General features: G+C 65.2%; 19 protein-coding genes. 10 read left to right on the top strand and 9 right to left on the bottom strand.

Annotated features, from left to right (window positions below; genetic code table 11):
* The first annotated feature begins 78 nt into the window (after positions 1–78).
* Together GTP77_RS00660 and GTP77_RS00655 are read left to right on the top strand one after the other, a co-directional pair.
* Positions 79–1,062, top strand: coding sequence for a hypothetical protein (locus GTP77_RS00660; RefSeq protein ID WP_161070240.1), 984 nt, complete (start codon positions 79–81; stop codon positions 1,060–1,062).
* Between the two features lie 60 nt (positions 1,063–1,122).
* Positions 1,123–2,190 carry an Rpn family recombination-promoting nuclease/putative transposase gene (locus GTP77_RS00655; protein WP_161070239.1) on the top strand — a complete coding sequence of 356 codons (1,068 nt, stop codon included), beginning with the start codon at positions 1,123–1,125 and terminating at the stop codon, positions 2,188–2,190.
* Between the two features lie 24 nt (positions 2,191–2,214).
* Here GTP77_RS00655 and GTP77_RS00650 read toward each other — a convergent pair whose 3' ends face one another.
* From GTP77_RS00650 to GTP77_RS00610, 9 genes are all read right to left on the bottom strand, one after another.
* Entirely contained in the window at positions 2,215–2,766 is a 552-nt protein-coding gene (locus tag GTP77_RS00650) for a hypothetical protein (RefSeq protein WP_161070238.1), read from the bottom strand.
* A 45-nt stretch (positions 2,767–2,811) separates the two neighbouring features.
* Positions 2,812–3,177: a VOC family protein gene (locus GTP77_RS00645; protein WP_161070237.1), complete on the bottom strand. Its 366-nt coding sequence runs from the start codon at positions 3,175–3,177 to the stop codon at positions 2,812–2,814.
* A gap of 164 nt (positions 3,178–3,341) precedes the next feature.
* Positions 3,342–4,391, bottom strand: a complete 1,050-nt coding sequence (gene rsgA, locus GTP77_RS00640; RefSeq protein WP_161070236.1) for a ribosome small subunit-dependent GTPase A — start codon at positions 4,389–4,391, stop codon at positions 3,342–3,344.
* A gap of 289 nt (positions 4,392–4,680) precedes the next feature.
* Positions 4,681–7,281: an NHL domain-containing protein gene (locus GTP77_RS00635; RefSeq protein ID WP_161070235.1), complete on the bottom strand. Its 2,601-nt coding sequence runs from the start codon at positions 7,279–7,281 to the stop codon at positions 4,681–4,683.
* Between the two features lie 56 nt (positions 7,282–7,337).
* Complete coding sequence (gene speD, locus GTP77_RS00630) at positions 7,338–7,718, bottom strand: adenosylmethionine decarboxylase (RefSeq protein ID WP_161070234.1); 381 nt, start codon at positions 7,716–7,718, stop codon at positions 7,338–7,340.
* On the bottom strand, positions 7,715–7,894 hold the full coding sequence (locus tag GTP77_RS00625) for a hypothetical protein (protein WP_161070233.1): 180 nt from the start codon (positions 7,892–7,894) through the stop codon (positions 7,715–7,717). Before GTP77_RS00625 ends, speD begins: the two co-directional genes overlap by 4 nt.
* A complete protein-coding gene (locus GTP77_RS00620; RefSeq protein ID WP_161070232.1) occupies positions 7,891–9,357 on the bottom strand; it encodes a DUF4178 domain-containing protein in 1,467 nt (488 codons plus the stop codon). The genes GTP77_RS00625 and GTP77_RS00620 overlap by 4 nt, the downstream gene beginning before the upstream one ends.
* 10 nt (positions 9,358–9,367) lie before the next feature.
* A complete protein-coding gene (locus GTP77_RS00615) occupies positions 9,368–10,417 on the bottom strand; it encodes an SPFH domain-containing protein (RefSeq protein WP_161070231.1) in 1,050 nt (349 codons plus the stop codon).
* Between the two features lie 24 nt (positions 10,418–10,441).
* A complete protein-coding gene (locus GTP77_RS00610; protein ID WP_161070230.1) occupies positions 10,442–10,828 on the bottom strand; it encodes a DUF350 domain-containing protein in 387 nt (128 codons plus the stop codon).
* 61 nt (positions 10,829–10,889) lie between these two features.
* Here GTP77_RS00610 and GTP77_RS00605 point away from each other — a divergent pair, with 61 nt between their 5' ends.
* The 8 genes from GTP77_RS00605 to GTP77_RS00570 all read left to right on the top strand — a co-directional run bounded on the left by GTP77_RS00605 (position 10,890) and on the right by GTP77_RS00570 (position 23,012).
* The gene (locus tag GTP77_RS00605) at positions 10,890–12,401 is read left to right on the top strand and encodes a polyamine aminopropyltransferase (RefSeq protein WP_161070229.1); all 1,512 of its coding nucleotides are present in this window, start codon (positions 10,890–10,892) and stop codon (positions 12,399–12,401) included.
* A complete protein-coding gene (locus GTP77_RS00600; protein WP_161070228.1) occupies positions 12,401–14,011 on the top strand; it encodes an NAD(P)-binding protein in 1,611 nt (536 codons plus the stop codon). Before GTP77_RS00605 ends, GTP77_RS00600 begins: the two co-directional genes overlap by 1 nt.
* 109 nt (positions 14,012–14,120) lie before the next feature.
* Positions 14,121–16,553: a beta-galactosidase gene (locus GTP77_RS00595; protein ID WP_161070227.1), complete on the top strand. Its 2,433-nt coding sequence runs from the start codon at positions 14,121–14,123 to the stop codon at positions 16,551–16,553.
* A 28-nt stretch (positions 16,554–16,581) separates the two neighbouring features.
* On the top strand, positions 16,582–19,149 hold the full coding sequence (locus GTP77_RS00590) for a TonB-dependent receptor (protein ID WP_161070226.1): 2,568 nt from the start codon (positions 16,582–16,584) through the stop codon (positions 19,147–19,149).
* A gap of 167 nt (positions 19,150–19,316) precedes the next feature.
* The gene (gene dgoD / locus GTP77_RS00585; RefSeq protein WP_161070225.1) at positions 19,317–20,465 is read left to right on the top strand and encodes a galactonate dehydratase; all 1,149 of its coding nucleotides are present in this window, start codon (positions 19,317–19,319) and stop codon (positions 20,463–20,465) included.
* Positions 20,459–21,430 carry a 2-dehydro-3-deoxygalactonokinase gene (locus GTP77_RS00580; protein ID WP_161070224.1) on the top strand — a complete coding sequence of 324 codons (972 nt, stop codon included), beginning with the start codon at positions 20,459–20,461 and terminating at the stop codon, positions 21,428–21,430. The genes dgoD and GTP77_RS00580 overlap by 7 nt, the downstream gene beginning before the upstream one ends.
* Positions 21,431–21,450: 20 nt before the next feature.
* A complete protein-coding gene (locus GTP77_RS00575) occupies positions 21,451–22,077 on the top strand; it encodes a 2-dehydro-3-deoxy-6-phosphogalactonate aldolase (protein ID WP_161070223.1) in 627 nt (208 codons plus the stop codon).
* Positions 22,077–23,012, top strand: coding sequence for an SMP-30/gluconolactonase/LRE family protein (locus GTP77_RS00570; RefSeq protein WP_161070222.1), 936 nt, complete (start codon positions 22,077–22,079; stop codon positions 23,010–23,012). Before GTP77_RS00575 ends, GTP77_RS00570 begins: the two co-directional genes overlap by 1 nt.

The raw sequence follows: 23,012 nt of genomic DNA, 5'->3' as shown, positions 1-23,012 counted from the left end.
GCAGCTTCGGCTGCCTTTTTTACGTTTACGGATGTTGCTTTTATGGCAAAATTTTCGTTTCAAATTTGAAATACGCATATGAAGCGATCCATACTTGCCTGCCTCGGCCTGAGCGCCGCCTTGTCTTGCCATGCGGCCGATGCGCCGATGGCGCCCAGGATGGAGGTGCACAGCCTGGCGCGCGAGTTTGTGGCGTTCTGGGACGGCACGCAAGGCTTGTCCGAGTCCGAGCGGGTACAGGCCTTCAAGACGCAGGTGGGCGCGAAGTTTCCGGAGTTTTACGACGTGGCGCGTTATGCCGGCAGCCGCAGCGAGGCCGAGCACGACGAGATCATCCGCCGGAATATCGCGGTGTTCGGCAAGCAGCGCCAGGCCTATCTGGACAAGGTGAGCCAGTTCGACGCCGACCTGCCGCGCCATATCGCCACCTTCACCAGCGCGTTTCCGGAATTTAAGCCGGAAGTGACCACTTACTTCCTTCATTCGCTGGGCGAAATGGATGGTGGCCTGCGCGAATTCGGCGGCCGGCGCTACCTGGTCTTCGGCGCCGACGGCATGGTGCGCTACCACGGCAACGGCAACGAGGCCGCGTTCTTCCACCACGAGCTGTTCCACGTTCACCACCAGGCGCAGGCGCCCGATTGCGACGACAGCGTGCTGTGGCAGCGCCTGTGGACCGAAGGCCTCGCCACTTATGTCTCCAAGGTACTGAACCCGCAGGCGAACGACAAAGAAATGCTGCTTGACTTGCCGGAAGGCAGCGCCGCCCGCGTCCGGGGCCAGCTTTATACCAGCCTGGCGCAACTGGAGCAGGTGCTCGACAGCGGCGACGAAAAGCAGCTTGGCAGCCTGTTCCACATGGACGGCGCCAGCGTGGACGGTTTGCCGCCCCGGCGCGGCTATATGCTGGGCTACCTGGTGGCCCAGGAAATCGGCAAGACCCGCACGCCATCCCAGCTCGCCAGGCTGAGCTGCGCGCAGGCGCGGCCGCTGATCAAGGCCGCCATCGGCGAACTGAAGCGGCAAGCCACCCCCGCGAGCGGCCAGCTGAAGACGCCGTAGCAAACATACGGCACTGTTGAGGCGGATCAAACTGTCTACGCCGGGAGGCGTTTCGCCAGCGTGGGCGGCCGCTACAATTTCCGGATGCGGCTCGACCACGACACGAGTTACAAGCAATTGTTCGCCCATCCTGAACTGGTGTGCGAGTTGCTGGCCCTGTGTTTGCCGCGGCGCTGGTCCCGGCGGCTGAAAACACAGGCCTGCGAGCGCGTCAACGCCAGCTATGCCAGCGACGGCGGCCGTCAGCGCCACGACGATATGGTGTGGCACATTCAAGCACCGGGCGGCGAGGACGATTTTTATCTTGTGCTCGAATTCCAGTCCCAGCCGGACCGCTGGATGGCCGAGCGCATGCAAGTCTATATAGGCCTGCTGTATCAGGACTTGTTCAAGCAGGGACGTTTGCGGCCCAGCGTGCCATTGCCGCCAGTGTTGCCGTTGGTAGTGTATGGCGGTGTTCCTGCCTGGCCGCCCGGCGTGGGAAGACGGCTGCGGCCCGCCGGGTTGAGGCGCTATCAGCGCGAGCAGCCATACTTGCTCCTGGATCTTGTGCGGCGCCTGGCGCTGGTGGAGAGCGGCAAGCCCACCAATGTGCTGACAGCATTGTTCGAGTGCACGCACTTGGGGACGGCGCACCGCCTGCCATCAGCGCTGGCCAGCATTGCGAGCTGGCTGGACTTGCATCCCGGCGAGAGCCTGCGCCGCACAATAACGCAATGGGTGACAGCGCATTTGCGGCGGCGCTTCAAGGGGATTACCATACATGTGGACAGCACACTGGAGGAGGTACGCACCATGCACGGCAAACAGTTTGATACGTTTATCGACGCATTGCGCTACGAGACCCTGCAGGAAGGCATCGAACAGGGGCGCGAACAGGGCCTTGAACAAGGGCGTGAACAGGGTCTCGAACAGGGTCTTGAACAGGGTCTTGAACAGGGCGTTCAGTCTGGGCGCGCCATGGCGCTAAGGGATGTTTTGCTGCGCTTGCTGGAACGGCAGGCCGGACCGCTGGCGCCGGAGGCGGCCGCAAAGATCGAAGCGGCCAAGCCGGAGTTGCTGCAGCAATGGGTGGATCAGGTTATCAATGGCGAGTGCCCGCGGCAACTGCTTGAGCCGGCTGCCTAAATAAAGCCCGACTGCGCGCGGCGGTCAGGAACACATGCCGTAGGCTTTGCGGTCTTCGAAATAACGGTAGGTAAAGGTGCGGACCGGATACCGGTCGCGGTTAATCACCATGACCGGTGGCGTAAAATCGAAGCGCTCCGGCAGCTTGCCTTTGAATTGCAGCCTGAAGCGGACTTGCGTGGCGTCCGATGTCGCGGTGGCCACCATCAGCACAGGCATTTCCTTAATGACCTCCACTATTTCCGGCCGCGCACTGGTGCCGCGCTGGTAAATGCTGGCGATTTCCGCCGTTGCCAAAGGCGCGCCTTTGGGCTGGGAGATCTTGAACGCCCGGCTGGTAAATTGCGTTTGCGTATTTCTGGGCAACATATATACCAGGCCTATCTCCACACCGCCTTCCGGCAACGCAGCCGGCGCAGTCGCAGTAACGGAGATACCCTTGGGCAGATCAAAGCGCGATTCATCCGCCCAATTCTTGCAATCCGGCGTCTTGGCCTGGTACAAATCGACAGGCGTGTAATTATCGCCGCAAGCGGCAAGGGCAAATAGCAGGGATAATGGAGCGTAGCGGCGCATAAGCGAGACCGGTAAATGTTTGAACTACCCGCATGGTACCAGAAATCAGCGCTTTTCCTCCATTAGAGCCAATAAATGGCCGTCCGGATCCCGGAAAAATGCCATCCATAATTCGTGGTCCGACATCTTTGCCACTAAATGCGGCGTTCCGTCGAAAGGAACGGATTTTGATTTCAATTTGTCCGCCACCGCGTCTATGTCTTTCACTGTGAAGTAAATACACGTTCCTTGCGCCGGTTCGACCTTGCGGCTTGTGCCTTCCAGCATTAGCCGCACGCCATCACAGCTGAAAAACAACCGCTCGCCAAAACGGTAGAGCTTGTGTAATCCCAGCGTCTCGCCATAAAACTTCTCGGCCCGGTCCGCATCGGATACCGACATCGCAATTTGTCCCACCTTCAATAAAGCCATCGCCGCCTCCCAAGCTGAGTTGATCTCTATAGCGTAGGCTCATTGGGCCGCGCATTCAAGCGTGCTGCGGCCGGTATGCACACTTCGAGCACGATCAAGCTAGAAGCTGGCATGAAAATGGCGAAAAAAGGCAAAAAGGGGCGGAAATCCGCCCCTCAGCCCGCTTAGTTCCGCTTGTCGCGGCTGCGGGCGGTTCCGGCCTTGTTTATCACTTTCCACTTCGCTTTTTCAGCAATGCGTTCCAGAGGCGTTTGCTGGCTGCGCTGGGCATCCCGCAACAGCTTGTGATAATTTAATAGCCGGTCGGCATGGATATTCCCCCGCACTGCGCATCCCGGTTCAGATTCGTGGCGGCAGTCACGGAATTGGCAATCGGAGGCGAGCAATTCGATATCGGTAAATACGGAAGCCAGAGTTTCTTCGTCCGCATCCGGACACCAGGTGCGCAATCCCGGCGTATCGATAATACACGTGCCATCGGCGCATAAATGCAGGGAACGCGCCGTTGTGGTATGGCGTCCCCGGCCATCGCCTTTTCTAATACCTCCCGTTTCCTGATGCGATGCGCTTAATGTATTTGTGAGGGTGGATTTTCCTGCTCCCGATGAACCAAGCAGGCATAAAGTTTGTCCGGCGCCTAACCACGGAGCCAGTTCGTTTATTGCATCCCGGCTTAATGCATTTATGCAGGTCACTGGAATATGGGAAGGAATCCGCCTACGGATATCATATAAATGCTCATTAATATCTACGGCTATATCCGCTTTGGTCAATACGATTACAGGAGAGATTTCTGCCGATTGCACCATCGCAATATATCGCTCCAGCCGCCGGAGATTAAAATCTTGATCCAGTCCCATTACCAGCAATGCTGTATCGATATTGCTGGCGATGGATTGCCTGTGGCCGTCGGCCGAACGGCGGGAAATGTGATTGGCTGGGGGTAACTGCTGGCTTATCCACAGCTCATTGTGGCTGTTGTTTTCCAAAACGAGCCAGTCGCCAACGGACAGCGTGCATTCAGCAATTAATCGCGGCAGGGCGCGGGCTTTATATTCGGCGTTGCCGTCGTGGACGGTAAGCCAGTCGCGCTGGACTTCCGTCAAACGCATCAGGCGGGCGCCTTCCGCTGCGGGTTCCAGTCCGGCCAATTGGCTGGCGGTGAATTGATTAAATCCGATGCGGCGTAAAACTTCGAAATTGAATTCGATCATGATGAGTGGTGTTCCTGTATTCGAGGCCGCTCGCGGCGCGCGCGAGCACAGCCATCCGCGAAGTGCGGAGGCGCGAAAAATCAGGGATAGGCCGGCGCGTGATCGGGCGCGGCGCAACACCAGCTCGGTTAAAGCGGAGGAGGGCGGTGGAAGATCAGGCAGCCGGCAGGAGGGCAATGTCAACTTGGCGCATGGTTTTCTCCTGTGGCGGTGAAGGGAAGTGCCAGTGTGGCACGGCTGGCTAGCCTGGTCAATTGGCGCCGCCTGAAGCAGGCGGCGCCCTGTGCTCTTATGGCAGAGAGATTTTGACCACGTTGCGGTCGGAATCGACCACCAGCGTCTTGTCATCGATCAGGCGGATGGCGCGCGGGAGGTAGAGGCCGCCTGGCAGGCTGCCGGTCCGCAGGCCGGAGCGGCCGTAGGTGCCCGCCACCGTGCTGACGGTGCCGTCCGGCGTGATCTTGCGGATCACGTGGTTGCCGCTGTCGGCCACATACAGATTGCCTTGGCTGTCGGCGGCGATGCCGGTCGGGCCGTTGAAGCGCGCCGCATTGCCTTTGCCGTCCGCGTAGCCCGGCACATTGGTCGCGCCGGCAAACAGCTGGCTGCGCCCGCCCTTCTCCACCCGGCGGACTTCGCTGCTGCGCTGGTCCACGATGTAGTAGCTCTTGCCGACCACCGCCACGTCGGTCGGCGTGTCCAGCGTCGGGCCGAGTTCGGGCTCGGGATAGGCGAGGATGGTCGACAGCGTGGCGCCGTTGACTTCGCGCAGCATGTGGTTGCTGGTGTCGGCCAGGGCCAGCGTCCCGGTAGCGGCGTTCCAGACCAGGCCGCGCGTCTGGCCTATGCTGCCGCCCGCGCCGTCCAGCTTGCCGGCGGCGCCGGTGCCGCTGTGGCTGCTGACCACGCCGGCTGGCGTGATCTTGCGCACTTTATAGCTCCAGTCCGACACATACAGATTGTCGGACGGGTCCAGCGCCAGGCCCATCGCGAAGTAAAAGCGCGCCGTCTCAGCCGGGCCATCCACCTTGCCCAGCTGGTTCAGGGCGCCGGCCACGGTGCTGACCGTGCCGTCGGCCGCAATCTTGCGCACCGCGCTGTAGCTGTCGGCCACGTAGACATTGCCCTTTTTGTCCGGCTGCAAGGCCGAGATCTCGCGGAAGCGGGCTTGCTGGCGCGTGCCGTTGACGCTGATGGTCTCGCGCGCGCTGCCCGCCACCGTGGCGAGCACGCCGTTGCTGATTTTGCGTATCAGGCTGACGTCGAGGAAGGTCAGGTTGCCGGCGGCATCGAGCACCAGATCGGAGGGCAGCTTGGCGCGCGCCTGGCCCAGGGGGCCGTCCACCTGGGTGGATTCGTCGAACTCGCCCAGCTCGGGGGCGCGGCTGATGGGGCTGGTGACCTGGCCGTCCGGCGTCATCTTGCGCAGCGCGCCGCCGGTCAGTTCGGCCACATACACGGTGCCGTCACCGGTTACGGCCACCGACCAGGGCAGCCACAGGCGCGCGTCGCTGCGGCTGCCGTCGGTGCGGCCGCGCGCGCCCGCCAGGCCGAGTATGGTGCTGACCAAGCCCGCCGGCGTGACCTTGCGTATCGTGTAGTTGCCGGCGTCGGCCACGTAGATATTGCCGGCGCTGTCCAGCGCCAGGCCTTTCGGGGTGGAGAAGCGCGCGGCGCTGCCCTGGCCGTCGCTGCTGCCGGTCTCAAGCTCGCTGCCGGCCAGCGTGGAGACCACGCCCTGCGGCGTGATTTTGCGCAGCGCGTGTCCGGACAGCACGAATACCGTGCCGTCCGGCGTCACTTCCATCGCCCCCGGGCTGGTGAAGCGCGCCTGGGCGGCCGGGCCGTCCACCGGCTGGGCCGCGGCCACGCCGCCGGCCAGGGTGGTGACCACGCCGGCCGGCGTGATCTTGCGGATGGCCTTGTTCTGCGTGTCGCTGACGTACATATTGCCCGCCGCGTCCAGTTCCACGTCGGACGGAACGGAGAAGCTGGCGGCGCTGCCGGTGCCGTCGGCAAAGCCCCGGCTGGTGTTTCCGGCCACCGTGGTGATCTGGCCTTGCGCGCTGAGCTTGCGGATGCGGTTGCCGTCGATGAAGGCGATATTGCCGGCCGCATCGGCGCCCAGCGCCGTCAGGCCGATGAAGCGCGCCGAACCCAGCGCGCCGTCCTCGTCGCCCGCCGACACGCCGTCGCCGGCCAGCAGCGAGATGCTGGCCGGATAGGAGGCGGTGTAGCGGATGCCGTTCGCCATGGCGGGCGCCAGCAGGTCCTGGTTCTCCTTGCTCTGCGCGATGGCCGACAGCACGTCGCCGCGCGCGGCGCCCGCCAGCAGCACGCCGACCCAGTAGTCGAGGCCGGCCTTTTCCGGGGCGCGGTGCAGCACGTTGAAATAGATCTTGGAGACCAGGGTTTGCGGGTCGGGATCGGCGCCGTACAGCGCGATGAATTCGCCGCTGCGGATGAAGGCCGAAGCCACGTCGATCTGGCTGGCGCCCTGGTCCATCTGGCTCATCCAGTAGCCCAGGCCGGCGGCGTCCGGCGTGCGGTTGAACGCAGCCTGGTAGATGCGGTACACCTGGCCCGGTATACCGCCCGTGTCGAGCGCGATGCTGGTGTCGCTGAACTGGATGCGGCTGCCGTCCGCCAGCGTGCGTACCGGCTCGGCACCGGCCAGGTGGGTCACCGTGTAGACGCCATTTTGCTGCGTGATGCTGTAATTGGTGCTGGGACCGTAGATGCTCAGCGTGCTGGCCGCCGCCGTGCCGGCCACGGCGCCGCCCAGGCGCTGCCTGGCGGCCGGGGCCTCGGCGGTATCGGACGTGCCGCCGCCGCAGGCGCTCAGCAGGAGCGCTGCGGTAGCTGCCGCAGTCCAGAATTGATAGGCCATTTGAGTTTCCTAGTGGAAAAAAAGGCCTATTATTGCATTTTATTTAAAACCGATTGTTATTCGGGCGCGGCGGCGCGGCGCACCGTGTGCAGCACGCAGGAATGCGGGGCCAGCGCCGCCTGGATCACGTCCAGCGCCTTGCGCGGCTGGCTGGCGCCGCACATGAAGATATCCACTGCCGCGAAGCCGTTTTCCGGCCAGGTATGGATGGAAATGTGGGATTCGGCGAGTAAAACCACCCCGGTTACGCCCATGCCGGCGCCGAAACCGTGGAAATGGCTGTGCAGCACGCGCGCGCCGGCCGCCGCCGCGGCAGAGCGCAGCAGCGCTTCCAGCTCGTCGCAGTCGCCCAGGCGGCTGGCCTCGATGCCGGACAGGTCTGCCAGCAAATGGCTGCCGGCCGCGAGGTGGACCGCCTGTGGATCGGCTTCGCTCACTTGTGGCCTCCGCCACCGCCCGAGCCGCCGCCGTAGCTGCCGCCGCCGCCGCCCGTGTGCGAACTCCAGCCCGAGCCGCCGCTGTAGCCCGAACTCGACGAGCCGAACATGCGCGCCCAGCTGCTGCAGCTGGTCATGGTGAACACCACCAGTGCGTAAACCAGATAGCGGTTCAAGACTTGTCCCCTTTATCGATGGAGTCCAGGAACAGCGCCGGCAGGTAGATGGCCAGCGCGCCGAGCAGGTTGAAGACCAGCGAACCGCCGAAGTTCACCAGCAGCGGAATGGCGTTCACGGCCAGCATCACCATGATGAATTTTTTGGCGGCGCTGGCATAGCGGCCTTTTTGCGGCGGCGCGCCGGGCGGTTTGCCTTTGGTCTTGAGCCCGAACCAGGCGTTGATCTGGTCGTTGGCCACGCGGGTCGAGCGCGACCAGGTCAGCTCCTCGCCCGTCAGTTCCGCCGCCAGCCGGGTCTGGCCGCGTTCAAATTCGTATACATGGGTATGGTCGCCCACCTGCACGCGCCAGTTGAAGGCGCCCGCCGCGTACACCACGGTGGCGCCGTAGTCGTACAGCTTGTCGAAGGTAACCTTGTCCAGCACCACGCTGTCCGCGCTGGTGCGCTCCCACGCCGGCCACTCGGGCAGCACGCCGGCGCGCCACCAGCCTTCGTCGGTTTCCACCAGCCAGCTGAATCCCGCGCGCGGATTGGAGATCAGGTACTCGGTCCAGCGCGCGCCCTCGTCGTCCTCGCGCAGCATGAAGCCGATCACGCGGTAGCGCTGCTTGTTGATGTCGGCCTCGGCGCCCAGCGGCAGGGTGGGGCGCATGGCGTCCACCTGTTCGCCGGCCGCCAGCACCTGCGCCTTGGGGCTGGCCGCGTCGATCTGCGCATGGCAGGCGGGGCACAGCAGGTTGGCGGTCTGGCCGGGCAGGTAGTTGATGGCGTTGCCGCAGGCAGGGCAGTCCAGCGCGGACAGCTTGCCGCGATAGCGCCCGGCGCTGCGCTCGATCTGGTCCTCGTCGCGCAGCAGCTGGCATTGCATGGCCTCCAGCGTGACCGACACGCCGGTGTACACCACGGGCTCGTCGCCGTCCGAATAATCGAGCGTGACGAAGCTGGCGCCGCGCCGGAAGTCGGCCACCCTGGCCTGCCAGCCTTCGCCCACTTTGAAAGGCAATTCGCCCTGGCCGCCTATGCAGTCGGCCACGCGTACCTCGGACACCATCAGCCGTTCGCCGCCCACGCGCACCATCTCGCCCGCCTGCAGGTCGCCGAAGGCGGGCAGCGGCGGCGGCGTTTCGCGCGCCGTGGTGACGGTGTACAGGCCGGACGAATCGCCCAGCCAGGAGGTGGCGCCGTCGTCGAACAGCAGATACCACTCGTTCCACATGCCGGCCGAATAGCGCAGCTGGATGCGGCCGATCACGCTGAACGCGCGTCCGCCGAGCACCCCGGAGGTGCCGATCTGCAGCGGCGAATAGTCCTCCAGCACGGAGGAGATCTTGCCCAGGTCCTTGACCGCGTCCGCATCCTTCAGCACGCGGGTATTGCAGTACTCGCACACGGCCATGACCGAGGCGTGCGAGCGGAATTTGACTTCCGCGCCGCAGCTGGGACAGGAAACGATTTGCATGTACGCGGTCTTAGCCTATCAGTTTCTTGAGCAGCTCGGACTTGGCGCTGTCGTAGTCGGCGGCCGAGATCAGGCCTTTGTCCAGCAGGCCTTTGAGTTTTTCCAGGCGCGCTTCGATGCCGTCTTCGGCCGGCGCTGCGGCGGCCGGTGCAGCCGCCGTTGCGGGATGCGAGCTTGCCGGCGCCAGCGTGGAACCGACCGCCTGTCCCATGGCCTGGCCCAGCATCACGCCCATCCCCAGCCCTGCGCCTGTGCCGGCGATGCCGCCTTCGTTCTGCGCCGCCAGCGGAATGGCGGTGGCGGTCTGGAACTTCGTGAAGCCGCTCAGCTTGTCCGCGCTCAGGCCGCCCTTCATGCCGGCCGAGATGCGCTCGTCCAGCGCGGCTTGCAGTTCCTCCGGCAGGCTCACGCTGGCCACGTTGAATTCATCCAGGCCTATGCCGTAGCGCGCGAAGGCGTCGGCCAGGTCGCCGCGCACTTCCTGCGCCATCAGCGCCTGGTTGGCGGCCATGTCCAGGAAGGCCACCTTGGCGCCGCCCAGCGAGCTGGCCATGGTGGCCATCAGGATGCCGCGCAGCTGCTCTTCCACGTTGTCGCGCGTATATTCCTCTCGGGTGCCGCTCAATTCGGTGTAGAACTTGCGCGGGTCGGCCACGCGGTACGAATACATGCCGAAGGCGCGCACCCGTATCATGTCGAAATCCTTGTCGCGGATGGTGATGGGCTGCTGCGTGCCCCACTTGCGCCCGGTCTGTACGCGGGTGCTGAAGAAGTACACGTCCGACTTGAACGGCGAGTCGAACAGCTTGTCCCAGTTTTTCAGGTTGGTCAGCAGGGGCAGGGTCTGCGTGGTCAGCGTGTGGGTGCCGGGGCCGAACACGTCGGCGATCTGGCCTTCGTTGACGAACACCGCCACCTGCGATTCGCGCACCACCAGCACGCCGCCGTTCTGGATCTCCATGTCCGTCATGGGGAAGCGCCAGGCCAGCACGCCCTCCGTGTCTTCCGTCCATTGCAGAACGTCGATAAACTGCTTCTTGATAAAGCTGCCGAGGCCCATGATAGTCGTCCTTAAAGTGCGGTGTCAGGAAATGCAGGCGGCGTTGATGGCGCCGATGGACAGCGAGATGGCGCCCAGCAGGCCGCCAAACGCGGTGTTGCCCGATTCAATATGGTCTTGCGCCATGCGCAGCGCGCGCGTGGTGCAGAAGTACGCCAGGATCTGTACCACCATGGCGCCAAAGGCCCACAGGAAAAACTGCTGGTAGTCCGCCGTGTGCAGCAGGCTGGAAGCGATGGTCATCGAGAAGCCGAGCAGCGCGCCGCCCAGCGACAGCGCCGCCGCGTTGTTCCCCTGCCGTATCAGCAGCACCTCGTTGTAGGGCGTGAGGCGGGTGTAGATCATAAAGAACATCACCAGCAGCAAAGCGGCCAAAAACAGGTGTATCACATAGTTTAGGATGGGCGGCACGGCGATCCTCGGTTAAAGTGGCTATCCTGATAATTGTTCATCATAAGACATTCGCACCCACATGACAAAAAAGATTCTGATCCTGTCCGTCTTCGTGGTGGCATCCTGCGGCCTGGCTTACGAACTGATCGCCGGCGCGCTGTCCAGCTATCTGCTGGGCGACTCCATCCTGCAATTCTCCACCATCATCGGCTGCTATCTGTTTGCCATGGGCGTGGGCGCCCACCTGTCCAAATACGTGAAGGACGAGGACGTGCTGGCGCGCTTCGTCGACATCGAACTGGCCGTGGGCCTGATCGGCGGCGTCTCGGCCGCGCTGCTGTTCCTCACCTTCTCGTGGATGACCGCGCCGTTCCGGGGCCTGCTGTACACCACCGTGTTCATGATCGGCTGCATGGTGGGCATGGAAGTGCCGCTGGTGATGCGCGCGCTGAACGAGCGCAATACCGAATTCAGTGAACTGGTCAGCCGCGTGCTGACCTTCGACTACCTGGGCGCGCTGGCCGTGTCGCTGCTGTTCCCGCTGGTGCTGGCGCCTTACCTGGGGCTGGTGCGCACCGGCTTCCTGTTCGGCATGCTCAATGTGGGCGTGGGCTTGTGGACCATCTACGTGTTCCGCGCGGAGCTGGCCAACGTCACCGGCCGCGTGCTGCGGGCCTCCGTGGTGATGTGCGTGCTGCTGTTCGGCTTCGCCTCGGCGGACCGCATGACGCACTGGGGCGAGCACGGCCTGTTCGGCGACGAAATCGTCTACTCCACCACCACGCCCTACCAGCGCCTGGTCATCACGCGCTGGAAGGACGATCTGCGCCTCTACATCAACGGCAACCTGCAATTCTCCTCGCGCGACGAGTACCGCTACCACGAGGCCCTGGTGCACCCGGTGATGGAGGCGCTGCCATGGGCCAGGCGCGTGCTGGTGCTGGGCGGCGGCGACGGCCTGGCGCTGCGCGAAATCCTGCGCTACCCCAACGTGGAGCAGGCCACCGTGGTGGACCTGGACCCGGCCATGACGGGCGCCTTCACCACGCGCGAGGAGCTGGTGAAACTGAACGGCGGCTCCTTCCGCGACAAGCGCGCCCGCGTCATCAACGCCGACGCGGCGGTGTGGCTGCAGAACTCCACCGAGATGTTCGACGCCGTCATCATCGACTTCCCCGATCCATCCAGCTTCGCGCTGGGCAAGCTGTACTCGGTGCCCTTCTACGGCCTGGTCAAGAAGCACCTGGCGGCCAAGGGCCTGGTGGTGGTGCAGTCCACCTCGCCGTTCTTCGCGCCGCATGCCTACTGGACCGTCAATTCCACGCTGAACGAGGTGGGTCTCGCAACCCACCCTTACCACGCCTACGTTCCTTCGTTCGGCGAATGGGGCTTCATCCTGGCGTCGCCGCAGCTGGAATACATGCCACCCACTTCCTACAAGCTGCCAATGCGCTACCTGAACGCGGACACCACGCGCGAAATGTTCATCTTCCCGCCGGATATGAAGCCACTGAAGATGGAGCCCAACCGCCTCAACACGCAGTCCCTCGTGCATGAATTCGAGCAGGACTGGCGTCAGGTGATACGCTGATGCTGCGCCGTTCCTTCCTGGTCTGGGCCGGCGCCAGCGGGCTCGCCGCCGCAGGCAGCGTGGCGGCCTTCCAGCGCTGGCAGGAGATCACGCCCACGCTGCATTTCCCCGGCCGCGACGAAGGCCACTTTATGCGCGACCGGCACGCCTTGCCGCCGCCGTCCGAGGTGCTGGAAACGGACGTCGCCATCTTCGGTTCCGGCATCGGCGGCATGTCGGCTGCGTGGAAGCTGAACAAGCTGGGGAACAAGGACTTCCTGATGGTGGATGGCCCCCAGCCCTATGGCAACGCGGCCGGCGGCCGCTTCGGCGACCTTGAATATCCCACCGGCGGCCACTACCTGCCGCTGCCCTCGCCGGAGTCCGTCCATGTGCGCGAAATCCTGGCGGACCTGGGCGTGATCCAGCGCGATCCCTTTGGTGAAAAGCCGTACTACGACGAGCGTTTCCTGCTGCACGCGCCGGAAGAACGCCTGCTGTACAAGGGAAAATGGCAAGAGGGCTTTATTCCCACCGAAGGCGTGCCGCCCGGGGAACTGGCGGAGCACAAGCGCTTTTTCGCCGAAGTGGAGCGCCTGCGCCAGACGCGCGGCAGCGACGGGCGCCGGATTTTCGTCTTCCCCACCGTGCAGTCCTCGGAGGATCCCGAGTGGCGCAAGCTGGATGGCATCACGCTCAAGCAGTGGCTGGAGCGGAACGGCTACCAGTCGCCCACGCTGCACTGGTATCTGAACTACTGCTGCCGCGACGACTACGGCGCGCGCTACGACCAGGTGTCCGCTTGGGCAGGCCTGCACTACTACTGCAGCCGCTGGGGCCACGCCGCCAATGCGGAAAACGGCACCTGGCTCACCTGGCCGGGCGGCTTGCAGCCGCTGGCTTCCGGCATGGAGCGCGCTTCCGGCGTGAAGCGCGTGGGCGGCACCGTGGTGTCGCTGAAGCGCACGAACGCAGGCATCGAAGCGCTGTGCTTCCGTCTTGAAAACGGCAAGCCCCGCAGCTACCTGATGAAAGCGCGCAAGGCGATTTGCGCCATGCCGCTGTACGTGGCCGAGCGCGTGGTGGAAGGCATACGCGAAATGGGCTACGAGCCGCAGCGCGACACGCCCGTCTATTCGCCGTGGATGGTGGCCAATTTCCTGCTCAAGCGCTTTCCGGAGGAACTGCCGCGCGCGCCGCTGGCGTGGGACAACGTGGTCTACCAGGAGCCGGGACTGGGGTTTGTGGTGTCCACGCATCAGGACATCCGCGTTACGCCGCCGGAGAAAACCGTGTTCAGCGCCTACGTGGCGCTGTCCCACCGCACGCCAGTGAGCGCGCGCCGCTGGATGGTGACGGCCACGCCGGCCGAGCTGCTGGAGCTGGCCAGCGCCGATCTGAAGACGGCCTACGGCGCCCAGTTCGTGTCCTGCGTTGAACGCGTGGACATCACGCTGCGCGGACACGCCATGGCGGCGCCGCTGCCCGGCTTCCGCAGCAATTCCGGCCTGAAAGCGCTGCGCGAAATCGATGGCCCCATCCTCTTTGCGCATGCCGACCTGTCGGGCTTTTCCGTTTTCGAGGAGGCCGCGTGGTGGGGCTGCCGCGCCGCGCAGCTGGCGGCGAAATAATCACCTATGTGATTATTGTATAGATCTTGCGTGATTATTCATATTTCCATAGTAGCTGCGGAACTTACACTCGCTGGCAATAACCATAACTAGATTCCCGGAGAGAGTAATGAACAAAGCATACGCACTAGGCGTGTTGCTGGCCGCAGGCATGGCCAACGCTGAAACACTGCTGCGCATCGACGCCAGCGCCCCCGCCAAAACCCCGCTTGAAAACCAGCTGCAAATGGGCGCATCCGTGTCGCCTGCCGGCGTCAAGCTGGGCGTCAACAGCCAGTACCTGACCCGCGGCGGCAAGCCGTGGCTGCCGGTGATGGGCGAGTTCCACTACACCCGCACTCCCACCGCCGAATGGGAAACGGAGCTGCGCAAAATGAAGGCGGCCGGCATCGACGTTGTCGCCACCTACGTGATCTGGTCCCACCACGAACAGCGCGACGGCCAGTTCGACTGGAAGGGCCAGCGCGACCTGCGCCGCTTCGTGCAGCTGGCCGCCAAGGCCGGGCTGGAAGTTGTGGTGCGCATGGGGCCGTGGGTGCATGCCGAAGTGCGCTACGGCGGCATCCCCGACTGGGTGGTGAACGCCATGCCCACCCGCAGCAACGACCCGCAATACATGAGCCATGCGGAGCGCCTGTACCAGCAGACCGCCGCGCAGATCAAGGGCTTGCTGTGGAAGGACGGCGGCCCGGTGATCGGCGTGCAGCTGGAGAACGAATACAACCTGGACGGCCCGGGCGAGGGCGCCGCGCACATCAGCGCGCTCAAGGCGCTCGCGCGCAAGGCCGGCGTGGATGTGCCGCTGTACACCGTCACCGGCTGGGACCAGACCGTTTACCCGTCCGGCGAAGTAACGCCGGTGTTCGGCGGCTACCCGGACGAACCCTGGGCCAAGAGCACCAAGGAACTGCCGCCCAAGGAAACCTACGCCTTCCGCTTCGACAGCCGCGTGAGCGGCGACCTGGGCGCGCAGACCTCGCGCAAGGGCAAGGGCACGGCCGACACCGACATGGAAAGCACACCCTTCCTGGGCGCGGAATACGGCGCGGGCCTGCCGTTCATGTACCGCCGCCGCACCGTGGTGTCGCCGGACGATATCGCGTCCATGCTGCCGGTGCAGTTGGGCTCCGGCGTGAACCTGATCGGCTACTACATGTTCCACGGCGGCCGCAATCCCATGGACCTGACCTCGCTGGAAGAAAGCTCGCTGTCCGGCGGCTACAACGACACGCCGATGATCAGCTACGACTTCCAGGCGCCGCTCGGCCCGGACGGCCAGCAGCGTCCCGTGCTGGCCAAGCTGCGCCCCTACCATCTGTTCATGCGCGATTTCGGCGACCGCCTGGCGCCCATGACGGTGCGCAAGCCGGATGTGACGCCGGCCGGCCCGGAAGACCTGGCCACGCCGCGTTTCGCCTTGCGCAGCAAGGGCGACAGCGGTTTCCTTTTTGTCAGCAACCACGTGCGCCAGTACGCCATGCCGGCGCAAAAGCAGCTGCGTTTTTCGGTACAGCTGCCCGGTAGTACCAAGACCTTCCCGCGCCAGCCGGTGGATGTGGCCAATGGCAGCTACTTCATCTGGCCTGTGAATATGGACCTGGACGGCACCCGCCTGTCCTACGCCACCGTGCAGCCGGTGGCGCGCCTGGACAACGGCAAGGCAGGCATCACCTATGTGTTCGCCGCCAACGCCGGCGTGCCGGTGGAGCTGGCGTTTGAAGGCGCAGCAGCGAATCGCCTGTCCGCGCCCGGCGCGCGTATCGCAAAGGCCGGCAGCGAAGCCGATGGCGATGTCGTGGTCGAGGGCATCACCCCCGGCACCGGCGCGGCCGTCACCATACAGCGCGGGCAAAAGCCGCCCGTCACGCTGCTGGTGCTCACGCCGCAGCAGGCAGAAAGCATGACGGTGGAGCAGTTCGCCGGCCAGCGCCGCCTGGTGCTGAGCGCGCAGCAGACCTGGTTCGACAACGGCGCGCTGCGCATGCGCTCGGACGGCGACGCCGAGTTCCGCTTCGCCGTCTACCCGGCGCTGCCGAAGGCGCCCAAGTCCAGCGTGGCGCTGCGCGCCAGCACGGACGGCGTGTTCCAGGCCTTCGATGCCAAGCTGCCTGAGCGCCGCCTGGAAGCGAAGATCACGCCGGTGCGCGAAGCGAAGAATATCGGACCGGTGGTGGTGGGCGGCCTGGCGCATGCCGCCGTGCAGCCTATCCCCGAATCCTTCCGCAACGCCGCCGCCTGGCGCATCGACCTGCCGCAAGGCGAGAAGAACGCGCTGGTGGAACTGGACTTCGTGGGCGACATCGGCCGCCTGTTCAACGGCACCCGCATGCTGGACGACTGGTATTACAGCGGCTACGGCTGGCAGTTCGCCGTGGAGCATGCAGGCAAAGGCCCGCTGGCCTTGTCGGTGCTGCCGCTGCGCGCCGACGCGCCCATCTATCTTCCCAAGGAAGGCCGCCCCGATTTCGGCGGCAAGCAGCAGGTAGCGCAGCTGCGCGGCGTGAAAATCACGCCGGTCTACACGCTGGCAGTACAACCATAAAAAAATCATAAACGGAGAGGGAGTTCACATGAAACAAAAGAAGCTCAGCTGGCTGATCGCCAGTCTGTTCACGATGCCGCTCGCCTGTACGGAAGCGATGGCCCAGTCGCAGCCAGCGGCGGAAGCGGTGCAGCAAGTCACCGTGTCCGGCATCCGCAGCTCGGTGCGCAATGCGCTGGCGGTCAAGGAAGCCTCCAACAGCATGGTGGAGGTAATCGCCTCCGAGGACATCGGCAAGCTGCCGGACACCACCATCGCCGAATCGCTGGCGCGCCTGCCCGGCCTGTCGTCCGGCCTGGACCGGGGCAACGCCAGCCAGATCGTGGCGCGCGGCCTCGGCCCGCGCTTCATCGGCGCCACGCTGAACGGCCGCGAGCTGGCCTCGTCCGAACCGGCGCGCGCGGTGCGCTTCGAGCAGTTCCCGTCCGAGTCGCTGAGCGGCGCCACCGTCTATAAAACGCAATCCGCCGAGCTGGTGGAAGGCGGCGTGGCCACCACCATCGACCTGCAGACAGTGCAGCCGCTGAAGTACAGCGGCCGCCAGGCCACGCTGCGCGCCGACGCACTGTACTACCCCATCTCCAAGGACGTGCCGGGCGCAGACAAGACCGCCCCGCGCGTGGGCGGCGTCTATATCGACCAGTTCAACGACCGCACCGTGGGCGTGGCGCTGGCCTTCAGCTACCAGGACCAGCCTTCGGTGCAGAAGAACATCAAGCACTGGGGTTTTAACGAAGACCACTCCGGCGACCTGAATGGCGACGGCAAGGTGGACAAGTCGCCATGGGGCTTCGAGGACGGCGTCAAGCGCGGCAACGACAAGCGCTCCAGCGTATTGGGCAAGGTCGAATTCAAGGCCAGCCCGGACGCCTTCATCACGGCCGACGCCTACTACTCGCAGGCGAAGATCCGCGAGCCGGGCCTGTCGCACTGGAGCGGCGACGTGGGCAACTGGGACGGCTGGCAGAAGGGCAACTACAGCAATGTGGACATCCGCAACGGCTACGTCGTGGGCGCCAGCGTGAAGGACGTGGGCCTGACCACCAACGATACGCTGTGGACGCAGGACATGGACACGCTGGCCCTGGGCCTGAACGGCAAGTTCAACGCTGGCGCATGGAAGCTGGAAGGCGACCTGTCGAGCTCCCGCTCCGGCCGCGACAGCCAGTGGCGCGACCTGCGCCAGTTCAGCAAGAACAACGGCACCATCAGCTGGGCCTTCACCGGCAACGAGCGCCAGGACTACTCCTTCGGCCAGGACACCGGCAACCCCGCCGCCTTCGGCGCGGCCACGCTGTACGTGGACACCGACGGCCACCTGAACGACAAGCTCACCGCGCTGCACCTGAACGCCTCGCGCGACCTGGACGCCGGCCCGCTGAAACGCATCAAGATGGGCGCGCGCGCCACCGACCGCGAAAAGAGCTACGGCCAGACCACCTGGAACCTGTCTCCGAGCGGCACCATCGCCGATTCCGACTACGAGCGCGTGGTCGTGAAAGGCTTTGCGCCGTATATCGCGCTGAAGGACTTCATGGGCACCACCACCAAGGTGTTCGGCGCCAGCGCCTTTGATCCAACCGGCCGCGTGAAGACGCAGAACGACCTGCTGTCCGGCTGGAAGGTCACCGAGCGCAGCACCTCGCTGTACGGCCAGGGCGAGCTGGAAGGCGAGAACTATCGCGGCAATGTGGGCCTGCGCGTGGTGCGCACCCGCCAGACCGGCGAGGGCATGCAGTCGCTGAACGGCGCCGCACCCACCGCTGTCAGCGAAGGCAGCAGCTACACCGAGTTCCTGCCCAGCCTGAACCTGATCTTCGGCCTGGACGAAAAGCAGGAGCGCCAGGTGCGTTTCAGCCTGGCCCGCGCCATGTCGCGCGCGCCGCTGGATGAAATGCGCGGTTCGCGCAACCTGAACGTGGACTCGAACCCCGCGCAGCCGCTCACCGGCAGCGCCGGCAACCCCGGCCTGAAACCGATGATGGCCAACCAGGTGGACCTGGCTTACCAGTGGTATTTCGAGAAGGGTTCGCTGCTGTCCGCAGGCCTGTTCTACAAGCAGATCAGCCGCTACATCGGCATCACCGGCGACACCACCACCATCAACGGCCGCAGCGCAGTCATCACGCGTTCGGTGAACGGCGAGGGCGGCAATGTGCGCGGGCTGGAGCTGATCTACCAGCAGTCCTTCGCCAACGGCTTCGGCATCTCCAGCAACTACTCGTACACCGCCAGCGACATCAAGGAGAACTTCCCGGCCGGCCACCCCTTCCCGATCGAGGGCCTGATGCGGCATAACGGCGGCGCCACCGTGTGGTACGAACGCGATGGCTACGAGGCGCGCCTGTCGGCCAACTACCACAGCGCCTTCGTGCGCAACCCTACCTGGAGCGCGGGACAGCTGATCGAGAACGAGGCCGAGACTTTTGTGTCCATGAACCTGGCCAAGCAGCTCACGCCGCAGTTGCAGCTGCGCTTCGGCATCGAGAACCTGACCAACCAGAAAGTGGTTTATACCAGCGCCAATAACCCGTACCAGCAGGAAGTGACGGAGTTTGGGCGGCGCTATAACCTGGGTTTGACCTATAAGTTCTGACCCCTGCGGCGGGTTACGGCGCTTCGCGCCTAACCCGCCCTACGGCAATGCAACGATACGATCATTGCCGCCGATATGCCAAATCCGCATAGGTTTGCGCAAACATTGCATATTTCCGTGTTAGGTAGGCGCGCTAGACTGCCATCACACCATCTCTTTTGACCGCCATGAAAATTACCAAGCTGACTACGTACCGTGTGCCACCGCGCTGGATGCTGCTCAAAATCGAAACCGACGAGGGCATCGTCGGCTGGGGCGAACCTGTCATCGAGGGCAAGGCCCGCACCGTGGAAACGGCGGTACAGGAGTTCGAGCCCTACCTGATCGGCCAGGATCCGCGCCGCATCAACGACCTGTGGCAAGTCATGTACCGCGGCGGCTTCTACCGCGGTGGCGCCATCCTGATGAGCGCCATGGCCGGTATCGACCAGGCGCTGTGGGACATCAAGGGCAAGGCCCTGGGCGTGCCGGTGTACGAACTGCTGGGCGGCCTGGTGCGCGACCGCATGAAAACCTATAGCTGGGTAGGCGGCGACCGCCCGGCGGACGTGATCGAAGGCATCCGCACCCTGCGCGAAGCGGGCTTCGACACCTTCAAAATGAACGGCACCGAGGAATTCGGCATTATCGACAGCGCCGCCGCCGTCGACGCGGCAGTGGGCCGCATCGCCGAGATCCGCAGCGCCTTCGGCAACGAAATCGAATTCGGCATCGACTTCCACGGCCGCGTGGCCGCGCCCATGGCCAAAGTGCTGCTGCGCGCGCTGGAGCCCTACCGCCCCCTGTTCGTGGAAGAGCCGGTGCTGGCCGAGCAGGCCGAATACTATCCGCGCCTGGCCGAAATGACGTCGATCCCGCTGGCGGCCGGCGAGCGCATGTACTCGCGTTTCGAATTCAAGAATGTGTTCCATGCCGGCGGTCTGTCCATCGTGCAGCCGGACCTGTCGCACGCGGGCGGCATTACCGAATGCGTGAAGATCGCGGCCATGGCCGAGGCGTATGACATCGCGCTGGCGCCGCACTGCCCGCTGGGTCCCGTCGCGCTGGCGGCCTGCCTGCAAGTGGACTTCGTGTCGCACAACGCCGTGCTGCAGGAGCAGAGCATGGGCATCCACTACAACAAGGGCGCCGAAGTACTGGACTACGTCACCAACAAAGAGGACTTCCACCTCGAAAACGGCTACATCAAGCCGCTGCCGAAACCGGGCCTGGGCGTGGAAATCGACGAGAAGCGCGTGATCGAGGCCAGCAAGAACGCGCCTGACTGGCGCAATCCCCTGTGGCGCCACTTCGACGGCAGCGTGGCGGAATGGTAAGCGGCGCCTCCAGCCCTGCCGACGCCCTGGCTGCGGCGCGGCTGATCGGCATCGACTGGGGCAGCAGCGGCCTGCGCGCCTTCCTGGTCGGCGCCGACGGGCTGGCGCTGGTGGAACGGGCGACTGCGCAGGGCGCGGCCACGCTGTCCGGCGCGGACGCCTACGCGGCGGTGCTGGACCAGGCGGCGGGCGACTGGATGCGCGCCCGTCCCGAATTGCCGGTGCTGGCCTGCGGCATGGTGGGCAGCCAGTACGGCTGGGTGGACGTGCCTTACGCCACCTGCCCGGCGGATGCGCGCGCGCTGGCTTCCGGCATGCGCCGCACGCCGGACGGCACGGCACTCATCATTCCCGGCCTGCTGACGGATGGCGGCGGCCTGCCGCCGGACCTGATGCGCGGCGAGGAAACCCAAATCGTCGGCGCCCTGCAGATGCGGCCCGAACTGCGCGAACAGGCGTGCATCGTCCTGCCCGGCACCCACTCGAAATGGGCGCAGGTGCGCGGCGGCCGCGTGGAGCGCTTCGCCACCCACATGACGGGCGAACTGTACGCCGTGCTGCGCCAGCATTCCGTGCTGGGCCGCCTGATGCAGGATAGCGGCGGCTTCGACGAAGCGGCCTACTGCGAAGGCGTGGAAATGGCGCGCGACGCGGGCCACCTCGGCATGAGCCACCAGATTTTTTCTGCCCGCAGCCTGGGCGTCACCGGCCGTATGCCGGCGCCGGCGCTGGGCGACTATCTTTCCGGCCTGCTGATCGGCCATGAACTGCGCGCCGGCCTGGAATGGCGCGCCGATGCGAAACTGGACCACGCGCCGCTGGCGCTGGTCGGCAGCCCGGCGCTGTGCGTGCGCTACCAGCTGGCGCTCAAGCGTTACAGTGGCGTGCAAGCCCTGGTATTGGACAACACCGCGCCGGCGGGATTACTCAGCCTGGCGCAAGCCGCAGGCGTGATCCCTGCCTGAGGCGCGAAGGAGAATTCAGCATGAACCCATCACTATTCGACAGCGCTTTCGACGCGCTCCCCCTGGTTGCCATCCTGCGCGGCCTGCGCCCGGAGGAAGCCGAAGGCGTGGGCGCCGCCCTCTATGACGCGGGCTTCCGCATGATTGAAGTGCCGCTCAATTCGCCGCAGCCGCTCGAGTCCATCGCGCGCCTGTCGCGCAGCTTGCCTGCGGACGCCCTGCTGGGCGCGGGCACGGTGCTGGGCGTGGAAGCGGTGCACGACGTGAAAAAGGCCGGCGGCCAGCTGATCGTGATGCCGCACGCGGACACGGAAGTCATCCGCGCCGCCAAGGCGGCCGGCATGTTCTGCGTACCCGGCGCCGCCACCCCCACCGAAGCCTTCGCCGCCCTGCACGCGGGTGCGGACGCGGTCAAGCTGTTCCCGGCCGAACTGGTCACGCCGACGCTGGTGCGCGCCATGCGTGCCGTGCTGCCGCCTGCGCTGCGCTTGCTGCCGGTGGGCGGCATCACGCCGGAAGGCATGGCGGTCTACCGCGCGGCAGGCGTGGCGGGCTTCGGCCTGGGCGGCGCGCTGTACCAGCCCGGCCTGAGCGCGGCCGAAGTCGGTGAACGTGCCCGCGCCTTTGTGCGCGCGTGGCGTGGCTGATGGACCGCGCTGCGCGCCAGGACACGGCCCCCACGGCGGCGCAGGCGCTTGCGCCGGACGCCGGCGTGGACGGTCTGCGCTGGCACGCGGACCGCTGGTGGTGGACCGATCCCGATAGCGTTGCGCTTTATCTGTGGTCGCCCGGCAGTGCGCCGCTGCGCAGCCGCCTGCCGGATTCGGTAAGCGCTTTCGCATTCTGCCGCTCCGGCCGGGTGCTGCTGGCGCAGGCCAAGTGGCTGTGCTTCGCCGACCTGGCCGCGCCGCCGCTGCAAGGCCTGGGACGGCGTCCGCCGCAGCCCGCCATGGCCGTGGACCCGGCCGAGCCGCGCACCGCCATCAGCGACGGCAGCACCGACCGCGCAGGCAATTTTGTTTTCGGCACGGGTACCGCCGCCGGGACGCCTGGCGCGGCATCGCCTGGCAGCGCCGCCGGCACGGCCGGCTTTGCGCCGGCCATCGGCAGTTTTTACCAGTATTCGGCGCGCCATGGCTTGCGCAGGCTGGCGCTGCCCACGGTGGCCGCAGCGAACAGCATTTGTTTCAGTCCGGACGGCCGCATCATGTATTTCAGCGACGCCGCCACCCGCCGCATCCAGCAGTGCGATTATGATGCGGAGGCGGCGCGCGTGGCCAATGTGCGCCTGTTCGCCGACGCGCAGGACGCCCGCCCGCGCGGCGCAGCCGTCGATAGCGCCGGCTGCGTATGGAGCGCGCAGGCGCTGGACGCGGACGGCCACTGCCGCGTGGTGCGCTACGCGCCGGACGGCGCCGCGCTGCGCAGCGAGCTGCTTCCCGCAGCCCAGCCGACCCGGCCCGCTTTCGGCGGTCCCGGCCTGGAGCAGCTGATGGTGGGCAGCGCCGCCGGTTTGCATTTGATGGACGGCGCGGGCGCCAGCGGCCTGGCCTGCACCCTGTTTAACGATATAAAAGAATAG

The sequence above is a fragment of the Pseudoduganella aquatica genome (genome assembly GCF_009857595.1).
Classification (GTDB): domain Bacteria; phylum Pseudomonadota; class Gammaproteobacteria; order Burkholderiales; family Burkholderiaceae_D; genus Rugamonas; species Rugamonas aquatica_A.
Note: the sequence above shows the minus strand (reverse complement) of the source record. Positions and strands in the feature narration are given on the sequence as shown.

Bases quoted from the DNA above. Each gene is read 5' to 3' on its own strand.
- GTP77_RS00660 (WP_161070240.1), top strand. From the start codon at position 79: ATGAAGCGATCCATACTTGCCTGCCTCGGCCTGAGCGCCGCCTTGTCT.
- GTP77_RS00650 (WP_161070238.1), bottom strand. From the start codon at position 2,766: ATGCGCCGCTACGCTCCATTATCCCTGCTATTTGCCCTTGCCGCTTGC.
- GTP77_RS00645 (WP_161070237.1), bottom strand. From the start codon at position 3,177: ATGGCTTTATTGAAGGTGGGACAAATTGCGATGTCGGTATCCGATGCG.
- rsgA (WP_161070236.1), bottom strand. From the start codon at position 4,391: ATGATCGAATTCAATTTCGAAGTTTTACGCCGCATCGGATTTAATCAA.
- GTP77_RS00635 (WP_161070235.1), bottom strand. From the start codon at position 7,281: ATGGCCTATCAATTCTGGACTGCGGCAGCTACCGCAGCGCTCCTGCTG.
- GTP77_RS00620 (WP_161070232.1), bottom strand. From the start codon at position 9,357: ATGCAAATCGTTTCCTGTCCCAGCTGCGGCGCGGAAGTCAAATTCCGC.
- GTP77_RS00615 (WP_161070231.1), bottom strand. From the start codon at position 10,417: ATGGGCCTCGGCAGCTTTATCAAGAAGCAGTTTATCGACGTTCTGCAA.
- GTP77_RS00605 (WP_161070229.1), top strand. From the start codon at position 10,890: ATGACAAAAAAGATTCTGATCCTGTCCGTCTTCGTGGTGGCATCCTGC.
- GTP77_RS00600 (WP_161070228.1), top strand. From the start codon at position 12,401: ATGCTGCGCCGTTCCTTCCTGGTCTGGGCCGGCGCCAGCGGGCTCGCC.
- GTP77_RS00595 (WP_161070227.1), top strand. From the start codon at position 14,121: ATGAACAAAGCATACGCACTAGGCGTGTTGCTGGCCGCAGGCATGGCC.
- GTP77_RS00590 (WP_161070226.1), top strand. From the start codon at position 16,582: ATGAAACAAAAGAAGCTCAGCTGGCTGATCGCCAGTCTGTTCACGATG.
- dgoD (WP_161070225.1), top strand. From the start codon at position 19,317: ATGAAAATTACCAAGCTGACTACGTACCGTGTGCCACCGCGCTGGATG.
- GTP77_RS00580 (WP_161070224.1), top strand. From the start codon at position 20,459: ATGGTAAGCGGCGCCTCCAGCCCTGCCGACGCCCTGGCTGCGGCGCGG.
- GTP77_RS00575 (WP_161070223.1), top strand. From the start codon at position 21,451: ATGAACCCATCACTATTCGACAGCGCTTTCGACGCGCTCCCCCTGGTT.
- GTP77_RS00570 (WP_161070222.1), top strand. From the start codon at position 22,077: ATGGACCGCGCTGCGCGCCAGGACACGGCCCCCACGGCGGCGCAGGCG.